The sequence below is a fragment of the Variovorax sp. Root318D1 genome, assembly GCF_001424835.1.
Lineage (GTDB): Bacteria > Pseudomonadota > Gammaproteobacteria > Burkholderiales > Burkholderiaceae_C > Variovorax.
Window position 1 is genome coordinate 98,860 of sequence record NZ_LMCQ01000021.1, and the last position, 12,214, is coordinate 111,073.

The 12,214-nt window shown below is 66.2% G+C and carries 11 protein-coding genes and 1 pseudogene; 5 read left to right on the top strand and 7 right to left on the bottom strand.

What is annotated here, in order from left to right; translation table 11 throughout:
- Positions 1-26: 26 nt before the first annotated feature.
- From ASC78_RS18930 to ASC78_RS18950, 6 genes are all read right to left on the bottom strand, one after another.
- Positions 27-773 (bottom strand): EAL domain-containing protein, encoded by a 747-nt coding sequence (locus ASC78_RS18930; RefSeq protein ID WP_157634486.1) that lies wholly within the window; start codon positions 771-773, stop codon positions 27-29.
- 125 nt (positions 774-898) lie between these two features.
- The gene (locus ASC78_RS18935; RefSeq protein WP_055804601.1) at positions 899-1,681 is read right to left on the bottom strand and encodes an exodeoxyribonuclease III; all 783 of its coding nucleotides are present in this window, start codon (positions 1,679-1,681) and stop codon (positions 899-901) included.
- A gap of 120 nt (positions 1,682-1,801) precedes the next feature.
- Positions 1,802-2,884, bottom strand: a complete 1,083-nt coding sequence (gene arsB, locus ASC78_RS18940; protein WP_055804604.1) for an ACR3 family arsenite efflux transporter — start codon at positions 2,882-2,884, stop codon at positions 1,802-1,804.
- Between the two features lie 7 nt (positions 2,885-2,891).
- Positions 2,892-3,386, bottom strand: coding sequence for an arsenate reductase ArsC (locus tag ASC78_RS18945; RefSeq protein WP_055804607.1), 495 nt, complete (start codon positions 3,384-3,386; stop codon positions 2,892-2,894).
- Complete coding sequence (locus tag ASC78_RS27525; protein WP_157634487.1) at positions 3,383-3,532, bottom strand: hypothetical protein; 150 nt, start codon at positions 3,530-3,532, stop codon at positions 3,383-3,385. The genes ASC78_RS18945 and ASC78_RS27525 overlap by 4 nt, the downstream gene beginning before the upstream one ends.
- 13 nt (positions 3,533-3,545) lie before the next feature.
- Positions 3,546-3,869 carry an ArsR/SmtB family transcription factor gene (locus ASC78_RS18950; protein WP_029682818.1) on the bottom strand — a complete coding sequence of 108 codons (324 nt, stop codon included), beginning with the start codon at positions 3,867-3,869 and terminating at the stop codon, positions 3,546-3,548.
- Positions 3,870-3,898: 29 nt separating this feature from the next.
- Between ASC78_RS18950 and arsC the strand changes: the two genes are divergently transcribed.
- From arsC to ASC78_RS18965, 3 genes are read left to right on the top strand one after another with little or no spacing between them, the layout of a single operon-like run.
- Positions 3,899-4,345 carry an arsenate reductase (glutaredoxin) gene (gene arsC / locus ASC78_RS18955; protein ID WP_055804610.1) on the top strand — a complete coding sequence of 149 codons (447 nt, stop codon included), beginning with the start codon at positions 3,899-3,901 and terminating at the stop codon, positions 4,343-4,345.
- Positions 4,332-5,048, top strand: coding sequence for an arsenical resistance protein ArsH (arsH, locus tag ASC78_RS18960; RefSeq protein ID WP_055805049.1), 717 nt, complete (start codon positions 4,332-4,334; stop codon positions 5,046-5,048). The genes arsC and arsH overlap by 14 nt, the downstream gene beginning before the upstream one ends.
- 25 nt (positions 5,049-5,073) lie before the next feature.
- Entirely contained in the window at positions 5,074-6,411 is a 1,338-nt protein-coding gene (locus ASC78_RS18965; protein ID WP_235505135.1) for an NUDIX domain-containing protein, read from the top strand.
- Between the two features lie 82 nt (positions 6,412-6,493).
- Here the strand turns inward: ASC78_RS18965 and ASC78_RS18970 are convergent.
- Positions 6,494-10,576: pseudogene (locus tag ASC78_RS18970) on the bottom strand (chemotaxis protein CheB); the annotation flags it as partial.
- Between the two features lie 280 nt (positions 10,577-10,856).
- On the opposite strand from ASC78_RS18970, the gene ASC78_RS18975 reads away from it, so the two are divergent.
- Positions 10,857-11,384, top strand: a complete 528-nt coding sequence (locus ASC78_RS18975) for a DUF2244 domain-containing protein (protein ID WP_082517589.1) — start codon at positions 10,857-10,859, stop codon at positions 11,382-11,384.
- A gap of 217 nt (positions 11,385-11,601) precedes the next feature.
- Positions 11,602-12,189, top strand: a complete 588-nt coding sequence (locus ASC78_RS18980; RefSeq protein ID WP_055804619.1) for a hypothetical protein — start codon at positions 11,602-11,604, stop codon at positions 12,187-12,189.
- Positions 12,190-12,214: the final 25 nt, after the last annotated feature.

The window sequence follows — 12,214 nt, forward strand, 5'->3', positions numbered from 1 at the left end:
CCGGATGGCGCAAGGCGTGCCGCCGCTCAGGCGGCGTCCCACGCCACCGGCGGCAGCGTGGCGATGGCGGGGCGGGCGAACAGGAATCCCTGGAACAATTCCACGCCCAGCGACCGGAGCGCGTGCACTTCGTCCGAAGACTCGACGCCTTCCGCAACGGCACGGATGCCCAGCTCCAGGCACGTGCCGACAAAACCCCGCACGATGCTGAGCCGGACCGGGTCGTTGTGAATGTTGCGCACCAGGCCCATGTCGATCTTCACCACGTCGGGCTGGAACTCCGCAAGCAGTTCGAAGCCCGCATAGGCGGCGCCGAAGTCGTCGATGGCCGAGGTGAAGCCGTAGCCCTTGTAGGTGCGAAAGGCGGCCGCCAATGCCGGCAGGTCGGCCACGCGTTCGCCTTCGGTGATCTCGAACATCAGGCGGTGGACCGGAAAGTTGCAGCGCTGGGCGGCTTCCATGGCGGTATGAAAGCACTCGGTCTGCCCGGCCACGTCGTTGGGCATGATGTTGAGGCTGAGCTTCGATTGCATGCCCAGTTCGGATGCGGTTTCAATGGCTTTCACGCGGCAAGCTTCATGAAACGCGAACCGGTTCTGCGGGTTCACGCGCGAGAAGACTTCCAGGGCGCCCTCTCCCGCGGCGCCCCGCACCAGCGCTTCGTGCGCAAAGACTTCCCGCCGCTCGAAGTCCACGATGGGCTGGAAAGCCATGACGAACCCGGCGTCGAAACCCCGGGAAAAGCTGGCATCGGCCGTTGCTCCGGTAATCACTGGAATGGATCCTCAGGAATAGGCCAAGTAATTGAATAGTGCACAGTCTTCAAATGTAACCTGTCTGTCACCGATCCGGCTAACCGTGGTTTTTCCGCCGCAGTTCCGACTTTTCGTGCTCAAGCTCAGCCCGCGGGCAGCGCCAGTTCGACCCACGCTGGCGCGTGATCGCTTGCCCCGGGCCGGCCGCGCACCTCGCGGTCCACGTTCGCGTCGACCAGCAGGGGCGCGAGTTCGTCGTTCAGCAGCAGATGGTCGATGCGCAGCCCCGCGTTGCGGGGCCATCGGTTTCGCCAGTAATCCCAATAGGTGTAGACCGCCTCGCCCGGATGCCGAGCACGGATGGCGTCGGTCCACCCCTGCTCGAGCAGCCGCGCGAAGGCGGCGCGGCTTTCGGGCTGCAGCAGCGCATCGTCCCGCCATGAGGCCGGGTTGTAGATGTCGGCGTCGGTGGGCACCACGTTGAAGTCGCCGGCCAGCACCACCGGCAGGCCGCAGTGGAAGAGGCGCCTTGCATGGGCGTTGAGCCGCTCGAACCATTCGAGCTTGTAGTCGAACTTGGGACCGGGCTGCGGGTTGCCATTGGGCAGGTAGAGGCATCCGACGATCACGCCGTTCACCACGGCTTCGATGTAGCGGCTCTGGCTGTCTTCGAAATTGCCGTCGAGGCCGCGGCCCGTTTCGATCGGTTCACGTCCGCGCGCCAGGATGGCCACGCCGTTCCACGAGCGCTGCCCGTGGAACACCACGCCGTAGCCCGCCTCGCGGATCGCGGCCGCGGGAAAGCCCATGTCGGGCGCCTTGAGTTCCTGCAGGCACGCGACGTCGGGGCAGGACTCGGCCAGCCACTCCAGGAGGCGCGGCAACCGGCCGTTGACGCCGTTGACGTTGAAGGTCGCGATCTTCATGAACCCTGCACCGAAGAAGTACCGGATTCCGGATCATGGCCCTGAAGGCGCCCGGGCCATGTCGGAGAACACGCCCTGCGGGGAGCCCGGCGCCCCCCGGCCGATCGCCTGCCCCCGTCGTCAGGCCGTCTTCGCGCCCTTTTCGTACCAGCCCTGCGACCTGTTGACCACCGCGACCACCAGCAGCATCACGGGCACTTCGATCAGCACCCCCACCACCGTGGCCAGTGCCGCGCCCGACTGGAAGCCGAACAAACTGATGGCCGTGGCCACCGCCAGCTCGAAGAAGTTGCTGGCGCCGATCAGCGCCGACGGGCCCGCCACGCAGTGCGCCACGCCCAGCTTGCGGTTGAGCACATAGGCCAGCCCCGAGTTCAGGAACACCTGGATCAAGATGGGCACCGCGAGCAGCGCAATCACCAGCGGCTGCCGCAGGATCGCTTCGCCCTGGAAGGCGAACAGCAGCACCAGCGTGAGCAGCAGCGCCGAGATCGACCATGGCCCGAGCCGCGCGGCAACCGCCTGGAAGTGCGCCGTGCCCTTCTTGAGCAGCTGCCTTCGCAGCAGCTGCGCAATGATCACCGGCACCACGATGTACAGGCCCACCGACGTCAACAGCGTGTCCCACGGCACGGTGATCGACGACAGTCCGAGCAAGAGCGCAACCACCGGCGCGAAGGCCACCACCATGATCGCGTCGTTGAGCGCCACCTGGGACAGCGTGAAGTACGGATCGCCCTTGCACAGCTGGCTCCACACGAACACCATCGCCGTGCACGGCGCCGCGGCCAGCAAGATGAGGCCCGCGACGTAGCTGTCCAACTGTTCCGGCGGCAGCAGCGGCGCAAACACGTGGCGAATGAAGATCCACCCGAGCAGCGCCATCGAGAAAGGCTTGACGGCCCAGTTGATGAAGAGCGTGACGCCAATGCCGCGCCAATGCGCCTTCACCTGACCGAGCGCTGCGAAGTCGATCTTCAGCAGCATCGGGATGATCATCACCCAGATGAGCACGCCCACCGGCACGTTGACCTTGGCCACCTCCAGCGATGCAATGCCGCGGAACACGCCAGGCAGCCACTGGCCGAGCGCAATGCCGGCCACGATGCACAGCGCGACCCAGATCGTGAGATAGCGTTCGAAGAAGCCGATGGCGGGCGGCGGCGCGGAAGATGCAACGGCGGCGGCGGTATTGGAGCTCATGAAAAGGTCAGCTTTCGGAAATCGCGGTCAGCGCCGCCTGGAGTTCGGCGTCGGGCATCGATTCGAGCGGCAGCGCCAGCAACTGCACGAGGCGGTAGGCAATGGCTTGGCGCGTCAGCTCGAAAGCCACCCGCTTGCCCTCGTCCCCGCCCGGTGCATTCGATGGATCGGGATAGCCCCAGTGAACCTTCACCGGGCTGCCGGGCCAATAAGGGCAGGTCTCCTGCGCCGCACTGTCGCAGACCGTGATGACAATGCGCATCACCGGGCTTGCATCGCCCGCGAATTCGTCCCAGCTCTTGCTGCGGTAGGGGGACACGTCCACGCCGGCGCCGACAAGCGCCTCGAGCGCGAAAGGATTCAGCCGCCCGCTCGGCGCACTGCCGGCGCTGTAGGCCCGCACGTCCTTCCCCGCCTTTTGCGCCAGGTGATTGAGCATGCCTTCGGCCAGCACGCTGCGCGCCGAGTTGTGCGTGCACAGGATCAGCACGTTGACAGTCATTGCGCGGCTCCCTTCGCCTTGGCCATGTTCGGGATCCGCGAATGAATGGTGACGGTATTGCTGCGCGGTGCGCAGCATGCGGATTCCGAACCGGCGAGCGCCCGCTTCTCGCCGTGCACGTTCAGATGCACGTGAAATCGCTTCATGGTTGCTCCTTGTTCAGCATGCACAAGCCTGCGCTGCCTGCGGCAGGCACGCCTCGCCCTGGCAGCAGTTTTCGGTGAGGTAGCCGATGAGCGCGTTCATCCGTTCGAACGCCGCGCGGTAGATCAGGTTGCGGCCGCTGCGCTCCTGCGTCACCAGCCCCGAATGGGTGAGCTCCTTCAGGTGGAACGACAGGCTGGTGGCCTGCACGTCGAGCGCTTCGACCAGCGCGCCGGGTGTGAGCCCCGCCGGGCCCGCCACCACCAGCGCGCGAAAGACCTGCAGGCGCACGGGCTGGGCCAACGCTGCGAGGGATCTGACGATGTCTTGTTCTTCCATATTTCAATAATAGTTGCATAATTGCAGGAATGCAAACACAGCCTTCTTCCATCACCATCTTTCACAACCCGGCATGCGGCACTTCGCGCAACACGCTGGCGCTGATCCGCAACAGCGGCGAAGAGCCGCAGGTCGTCGAATACCTGAAGACGCCGCCCAGCAAAGAGACGCTGCGCGAGCTGCTTGCCGCAATGAACATGGCGCCCCGCGCGCTTCTGCGCAAAAAAGGCACGCCGTATGAAGAGCTCGGCCTGGACGACGCAAAGTGGACGGACGAGCAGCTGATCGACTTCATGCTCGCGCATCCGATCCTCATCAACCGGCCCATCGTGGTCACGCCCCTCGGCACGCGCCTGTGCCGCCCCTCAGAAGAAGTGCTCGACATCCTGCCCTCGCCGCAACAAGGCGCGTTCACCAAGGAAGACGGCGAAGCCGTCATCGATTCGGAGGGCCGCCGTGTCCATCGCCCTGCGTGAGCTCCCCAACATCGACGCCGAGCTGTTCGACCGGCCCTCGTCCGAGCGACTGGCCAGCGCGGCATCGTTGCACCACGCACCGCGGTTCCTGCTGCTCTACGGCTCGCTGCGCGAGCGTTCCTACAGCCGCCTGTTGACCGAAGAGGCCGCGCGCCTGCTCGAAGCGATGGGCGGCGAAACGCGCATCTTCGATCCCGCCGGCCTGCCGCTGCCGGACAGCGCACCGGACGATCACCCCAAGGTGCAGGAGCTGCGCACGCTCGCGCAATGGGCCGAGGGCATGGTGTGGTGCTCGCCCGAGCGCCACGGTTCGATGACCGGCATCATGAAAGCGCAGATCGACTGGATCCCGCTCAGCGTGGGTGCCGTGCGGCCGACGCAGGGCAAAACGCTTGCCGTCATGCAGGTGTCGGGCGGATCGCAGTCGTTCAACGCGGTGAACCAGTTGCGCGTGCTCGGTCGCTGGATGCGGATGCTGACCATTCCCAACCAGTCGTCGGTGGCCAAGGCCTTTCTCGAGTTCGACGAAGCCGGCCGCATGAAGCCATCTTCGTACTACGAGCGGGTTGTCGACGTGATGGAAGAACTCGTGAAGTTCACGCTGCTCACGCGGGGCGCCGCCGACTACCTTGTCGATCGCTACAGTGAGCGCAAGGAAAGCGCCGAGCAGCTTTCGAAGCGGGTGAACCAGCGCGCCATCTGAGGCTTTGGCCCGACAATCGGCGCCCATGAACGCCAAGCCTTCGACGGCCGCGCCGGCCCCTCCATCGTCCGTGCCGCGCCCCATCCGCACCGCAGCCAGTCTGATTCTCTTGCGCGAAAGCGACCGCGGCATGGAGGTGCTGCTGCTGCGCCGCGCCGAAAAAGCCGACGACCAGAACAGCGGTGCCAGCGTGTTCCCGGGCGGCGTGGTCGACACGCATGACCGCAGTCTGCACCTGATGTGCAAGGGGCTGGACGACCTCGCCGCCAGCACGCGCCTCGGCATATCCGACGGCGGCCTCGATTACTACGCCGCCGCGGTGCGCGAATGCTTCGAGGAGGCCGGTATCCTGTTCGCGAGCGACAGCGAAGACCGCCTGGTCGAACTCGACGGTCTGCCCCCCGGCCGGCTCGAGGCCATGCGTCATGCGGCCGAACAAGGCACCGATGCGCTGCTTGCCATGTGCGAAGCACAAGGCTGGCTTCTGGCGATGGACCGGCTGGCCTATTTCAGCCACTGGCTGACGCCGCCCGGCATGCCGCGCCGCTTCGACACCCGCTTCTTCATCGCGCAAATGCCGTCCGCCCAAGACGTACGGCCCGACGGCCGCGAGATCGTGGCGCACATGTGGCTCAAGCCGGCCGAGGCGGTAGACCCCGCGCGCGGCCTCAAGCTGATGAATGTGACGCGGCGCACGCTCGAGCAGTTGGCTGCTTTCGACAGCGCCGAACACTGCATGACCCATGCGCGCGCGCTCACCGGCATTCCGCTGAACATGCCGCGCCTGGCCGACGGACCTGCGGGTCGGCGCGCGGTGAACATCGACGAGGCGGCCTATCAGGAGATCGGCCGACTCGACCCCGAGGGCCGAGGCGATGCACGCTATGCGCTCGAAGCGGGCCTGGCCACGCAGCTGTCGCCGCGCATCCGCCGCGTGGCCGGCGACGCGCAATCGCCGCACAGCTACTTCGTCAGCGGCGACGGCGGACAGTGGGCATTGATCGACCCTGCACCGCTGGGTTCGGCACAGGCCGGAGCGGCTCCGGGGCCCGTGCGCTGGCTGCTCTCGACCGCGGCCCGCACTGACGAATCGGCCGCCGCGCTCGAACATCTCCGATCGTCCTCATGGCCGGATGCCACGGTGCTGTGGCCTGAACCTGGGGAGACCCTCGACCTGAGTGGTGCCACGCTGCGCGTACTGCACTCAGGGGCGGCAATCGATGGCGCACAGGCACGCCAGTTTCTGCTGGCCGAGGAACGCTTCCTCTTCACCGGCGCTGCCGGAACGCCGGCGGTGCACACAAACGACGAGACCGAGTGGATCGCGCCGGCCAGCGGCTTCATCGTCCGGCGAATCGGCTGACCACGCCGATTCACAGCCTGCCGATGGCCGCCTTCAGTTCCTCGAGCGACGCGGGTTTCGGCAGATGCGCGTTGAAGCCCGCTTCGAGCGCGCGGCGTGCGTCGGCCCGCCGGCCAAAGCCGGACATGGCTATGGAAGGCAGTTCGCGCGTGCCCGGCCGCCGCCGCACCTCGGCAATGAACTGGTAGCCGTCCATCTCGGGCATGCCCAGGTCGGACACGAGTAGGTCGTAGTTGTTTGCATCGAGCAGCTCCAAGCCTTTTTTCGCGCTTTGCGCCACGTCGACGATCGCGCCTTCGAGCCGCAGCACCTCGGCAAACGGGGCCAGCGCATCGGCATAGTCGTCCACCGCGAGCACGCGCCAGCCGCGAAGATTGACCTTGGCCGGGACCTCGTTCACCGGCACCTCCACATGCGCACCCACCCGCGGCAGCCAGACGTCGAACTCCGCGCCTTGCCCCAACCCGGCCGAATGCACCTCGACCCGGCCGCCGTGCGCCCGCGTCAACTCCTGCACCAGCGCCAGCCCGATGCCCAGGCCGCCATTGGGCGGCGTGGCGTCGCTGCTCGCCTGGTTGAACATGCCGAAAACATGCGGAAGAAACTCCGGCGCAATGCCGCAGCCGGTGTCGCGCACCGTGAGCCGGCCAAAGTTCTCGTCGTCGGCCTTCACGCGCACTGAAATGCGTCCGCCGTCGGGCGTGAACTTGACCGCATTGCTGAGCAGGTTCCATACGATCTGCTCGATGCGCACGCGGTCGCCGTCGCAGATCACGCCGGCTTCGCAGTCCGCCTCCAGCTCGAGCTTCTTGCCGGCCGCGCCGCCCACAGCGCCGTGCGCCGTGGCGTGCACCAGCTCGCCCAGGTCGACAGCCACGAGGTTCAGCCGCAGCTTTCCAGTGCGGATGCGCGAGAGGTCGAGCAGGTCGTTGATGATGCGCGTCTGGCTGGCCACGGCGCGCTTGATGGTCTCGCCCACGCGCCGCACAACAGGGTTGTCGGCAGTGGCAGGCATGTGCATCAGGAGCTCGGCGTTCATCTGGATCAGGTTGAGCGGCTGCTTCAGTTCATGCGACATCACGGCCAGGAACTTGTCCTTGAGCTCGTTGGCCATCTGCGCGTTGAGGCTGGCCTTCTTCTCCTTGAAAAGCCGGTGCTCCTGCGCGAGCTCATGCTGCTTGGTGCCCGTCATGTCGCGCGCGATCTTGGCGTAGCCGCCGCCTGCCGCGGGTTCCAGCCGAGTGGTCACGCCGCTGCAGAAAAAGCGGCTGCCGTCCTTGCGCTGGTGCCAGCGCTCGTCCTCGGAGCGGCCTATTTCGCGCGCGCGGCGCATCTCTTTTTCCGGCACGCCGTTCGCCTGGTCTTCGGCGGTGAAGATCGTCGCCAGCGGCTTGCGCAGCATTTCTTCTTCGGTGTAGCCGAAGATGCGGCGCGCACCCGCATTCCATGTAGCGATCAGGCCGTGGTCGTCGGTCGTGATGATGGCGAAGTCGCGCGTGGTGGCCGCCACCAGCCGCAGCCTTTCTTCGCCCGCTTTCACACGCTCTTCGGCGGCGGTGAGGTCGGTGATGTCGAAGAAGTTGAGGATCGCGCCTTCGATCTTGTCTTCCGCCGTGCGGTAAGGAAGGATCCGCGCCAGGTAGTGCCGCCCGTCCACGCTGGTCACGTGACGCTCGCTGATGCGCAGCTCCTTGAAGGCCGCGGCCGTGTCCTCCGCCAGTTGCGGGTAGTCGAGCCGGCTGGTGATGTCGAACAGCGAACGCCCGAGGTCGGTTGCAATCAGGTTGAACAGGTTGCTCGCATGCGGCGTGTAGCGCTTGACGTGCATGCCGCGGTCCACGAACACGGTCGCAATCTCTGACGACGCGATCAGGTTCTGCATGTCGTCGTTGATGCGGCCGCGCTCTTCCACCTTCATCTTGAGCTCGAAGTTCACCGTCACGAGCTCCTCGTTCATCGACTGCAGCTCTTCCTTGCTGGTCTCGAGTTCCTCGGTGGCGGAGCGCAGCTCCTCGTTGATGGCCTGCAGTTCCGCGTTGGAGGCCTTCAGTTCTTCGGTCGAGGTTTCGGCGCCTTCGATGGTGTCCTGCAGATGCAGCTTGAGCTGGCGGATCTCGCCTTCCATCTGGCTGATGAGCAGTTCGCGCGCCGCATCGGCCGACTCGCCGCCTTCGGGGCGCATGCTGTCTTCCACCTCGTCGAACACCACCAGCGTGAGCTGCGGAGCGGCTTCCTTCTGGTCGTCCTTTTGCTGCTGCAGCGGACGCACGGTGATGTTGAGGAACACCTGCCGCCCGTCGTCCCGCCGCTGCACCAGCCGGGTCTCCACGCTGCCGGCCGTCTGCGCGGCCTTGAAGAGCGCGGTTCGAAGCTCCAGGCGCAGATCGGGCCGAACATTGCTCAGCAGGTTGTTCGACGGCTCGCCGCTGGCCCGCTCCATGAAGCGACCCACCCCGTTGGACAGGTGCAGCACCTCGTGCTCGCTGTTGATCAGCACGCTGGGCGGCGAAAACTGTTCCAGCGCGCGCTGGTGAAGTTCCGCAAAGCTCAGCCTTGCGGCACGCTTGGGCGAGCGCAGCACTTCCGTGGGGCCGGCCCAGCCGGGCTTTACCGGCGCATCGCTGATGAGCGGCATGTGCCGCCCCGGGGGCAGATCGGGATTCACGCGGAAGATGCGGTTCTTCTTGTCGACCGGAGTGAACAGGCTGCCCACCGCGTCGATCGATTCCGAAGTGCCCAGGAACAGGTAGCCGCCCGGCCGCAGCGCGATGCGGAACATCTCCAGAACGTGGGCCTGCGCCGCACGATCGAGATAGATCAGCAGGTTGCGGCAGCAGATGATGTCCAGCCGCGAGAACGGCGGGTCGCGCAGCAGGTTGTGCAGCGCAAAGAGCACAGGTTCGCGCACCGAGGTCGCAATGCGGTACTGGTCCTGCTCGATCACGAAGAACTGCCGCAGCCGCGCGGGCGAGATGTCCTCGGCGATGCCCTGCGCATAGAGGCCCCTGCGCGCCGTGGCGATGGCGCGTTCGTCGATGTCGGTGGCAAAGATCTGGATGTCGAGCGGCTTGGATTGCCGGTCGACCTGCTCGCGAAGCAGCATGCTCAGCGAATAGGCTTCCTCGCCCGTGGCGCAGCCTGCCACCCAGGCGCGCACCTGCTCGCCGGGCTGCCTGTTTGCAAGGAGCTTGGGAATCGCGTCTTGCTCGAACGCCTCGAAGGCCTCGAGATCGCGGAAGAAGTTGGTCACGCTGATCAGCATGTCCTGCAGCAGCGGCGCCGCCTCTTCGGGATGGTTGTGCAAGAAGTCTCGGTAGGCAGGCAGGTCGGCCAGGCGGTTCACCTGCAGCCGGCGCTCAATGCGGCGCAGCACCGTGGCGCGCTTGTAGTGAAGAAAGTCGTGCCGCGTGTAGGTGCGCAACAGCGCCATGATCTCCTGCAGCGCTTTCTCGGCCTGCCGGGCCGCGTCCCCGCCGCTGTCTGCCTCGGGGGTGAGTTCCACCTGCTCGTCATCCGGCATGCGAATGCGCCGGGCGTTGTGCCAATGCTCGACCAGGCGCGGACCCATCTCGGCGGCGGGCAGCACGATGTCGACCATGCCGGTGCCAATGGCCGCGCGCGGCATGCCGTCGTGCGCCGCGTCCTCGGGCAGCTGCGCCATGGTCAAGCCGCCGTTTTCCTTCACGCGCGTGAGCCCGACCGCACCGTCGCTGCCCGTGCCCGACATCACGATGCAGACGGCCCGCTCCCTGTGCACCTCGGCCATGGTGCGAAAGAACACGTCCACCGCCACCTGGTGGCCCCTCACGCGCTCGCCGGGCGCGACCCGCACGTAGCCGTCATCCATGGTCAGCTCGATGCCCGGCGGAATCACGTAGACATGGTTCGCCTCCACCGGTGCCGGGTGCGTGACCTGGGTCACCGGCAATTGGGTGGAGCGCTGCAGTATCTCGGCCGCGTTGCTCTCATGCTTGGGCGAGAGATGCAGGATGACGACAAAGGCCATGCCCGGGTCGGCCGGCATCTGCTCGAAGAAGCGGATCAATGCTTCCAGCCCGCCCGCGGAGGCACCGATACCGATGATCGGAAAGTTCAGCGTGCTGGGCGTGAGCTTGCGTTCAGTACTGGCGGGAGAGGAAGGCGGAGGCGGGTTCGATGTGGGCATTGAAGGTCAGTTGCGGAGCGGGAACCCCGGGCTTGCCGTGCGCGCATTTCGGTCCTGAAATTTTGCCCCGTTTGTCGGTGGCTGTTTTCGGTTTCGTGGCCGATTTTTTCCCTCGATTTTGCGCCGGACGAGGCCCGAGAGCGGACCAGGACTGCCGTCATCAGGGTTTTCGCGCCAGCAGCCGCCCAGATGCCTCGTCGGACGAAGCCCACAGGGCGCATGGGTACACCGATTGCTTGGGAAAATACGTGTGGTGCGGGACACATGCTGGAGAAAAAAAATGCCAGTCCTTATCGATCACGCCTCAAGCGGCAACGCGCAGGCCGCAACACCAGGCGACGGCAGCGCACCACCGGCCCTCTGCTGGAATCTCCGGCGCAACATCGCGATGACTCCGCGTGTCTTCATGCTGCATGTCGGCACGGCGGCCGGCTTGAGCTGCACCATTGGAATCGGCTTCTTGATCGTGGGCTATCCGGTGGTGTTCGGCTTTTGCATCCTGCAGGCCCTGGCACTCGCCGGGGCCGTGATTTACCACGCGATCCATGCGCTGGACGGCGAGCAGCTTGTGCTCGCCGGCGAATTGCTCGAAGTACGCACCACACGCGGCCTTCGTTCGACCACCGTTCGCCTCAACCCCTGCTGGACCCGGCTCGAATGCAGGGCGAATGCAGGGCCGCCGGCGCTGTGCAGCGGCCGCACCCGAGTGCCCGTAGCCGTCTACCTGGCCGACCCGCAGCGCCGACGTTTCGCCGCGGATTTTCGCCGCGTGCTGGCCGGCGTGCGAACGCCGGCAAGCACACGCTAGTCCCCTCCCCGTGTCCACTGCGCGAGCACGCCCTGCTGCACTTCACCGTGGCCCGGGGCGCTATTTGCAGCAAGTTTTGCACGCCCGGTCGGCTCGGGCCCCAGAGGGAGTAGCGCGGCGCTAGCCGACGACAGCCTCGAACGATCCGCTGGCCTTGCCATTGCTGGCGGGCACGCCGTATGCCATGGGGTCTCGCACCTCGACGCGATTGATTCACATGCCCGAACCTATCACCGACGACTCCGAGGATCTGAACCGCTGCATGCATGACGCCCGCAACGCACTGGCCGCCATTTCGTCGGCCAGCGAAGTGCTCGCGCGCGTGGAACTTCCCCATGCGGTGCTGCGCGACGCGGGCATCGTGGTGGCACGTCAGGTTCTCCAGCTAACGGCCCGGATGACCGAGCTCATGGCACACGCACAGCGCGGCGCAGGCAACGCCGGCCTGGCACTGGCCGTGTCCGACGACGCGGGTTTGCTGGCGATGCTGGGTGGGCTGCTTTCGGACGCGGGCTACAGGGTCGAACTCGCCGCGAGCAGCGAGGGCGGCTATCTCGCCCTCATGAAGCGCGCGCCCGAGATCGCGGTGATCGACGTGCGCACCTCGACCGGCACGGCCCTTGCGTTGGGCCAACGCGCGCGGGGCGCGGGCTTCGAAGGCCGCATGGTCGCCGTCGAAGACTCACCGCCGGCAGCAGACCAATCGGGCCCGCAAGCCCACGAGGACAAGGGCGCAATTGCCGGCTTCGACGCCGTGCTCGCAAGAACCTTCGAACCCGCCGCGCTGCACGCCGCGATCGGCTGAGCGCGGCGGCTGCGCTTGCTGCCAG

Bases quoted from the DNA above. Each gene is read 5' to 3' on its own strand.
- arsB (WP_055804604.1), bottom strand. From the start codon at position 2,884: ATGAGCTCCAATACCGCCGCCGCCGTTGCATCTTCCGCGCCGCCGCCC.
- ASC78_RS18980 (WP_055804619.1), top strand. From the start codon at position 11,602: ATGCCCGAACCTATCACCGACGACTCCGAGGATCTGAACCGCTGCATG.
- ASC78_RS18975 (WP_082517589.1), top strand. From the start codon at position 10,857: ATGCCAGTCCTTATCGATCACGCCTCAAGCGGCAACGCGCAGGCCGCA.
- ASC78_RS18945 (WP_055804607.1), bottom strand. From the start codon at position 3,386: ATGACTGTCAACGTGCTGATCCTGTGCACGCACAACTCGGCGCGCAGC.
- ASC78_RS18935 (WP_055804601.1), bottom strand. From the start codon at position 1,681: ATGAAGATCGCGACCTTCAACGTCAACGGCGTCAACGGCCGGTTGCCG.
- ASC78_RS27525 (WP_157634487.1), bottom strand. From the start codon at position 3,532: ATGAAGCGATTTCACGTGCATCTGAACGTGCACGGCGAGAAGCGGGCG.
- ASC78_RS18950 (WP_029682818.1), bottom strand. From the start codon at position 3,869: ATGGAAGAACAAGACATCGTCAGATCCCTCGCAGCGTTGGCCCAGCCC.
- ASC78_RS18965 (WP_235505135.1), top strand. From the start codon at position 5,074: ATGAACGCCAAGCCTTCGACGGCCGCGCCGGCCCCTCCATCGTCCGTG.
- arsC (WP_055804610.1), top strand. From the start codon at position 3,899: ATGCAAACACAGCCTTCTTCCATCACCATCTTTCACAACCCGGCATGC.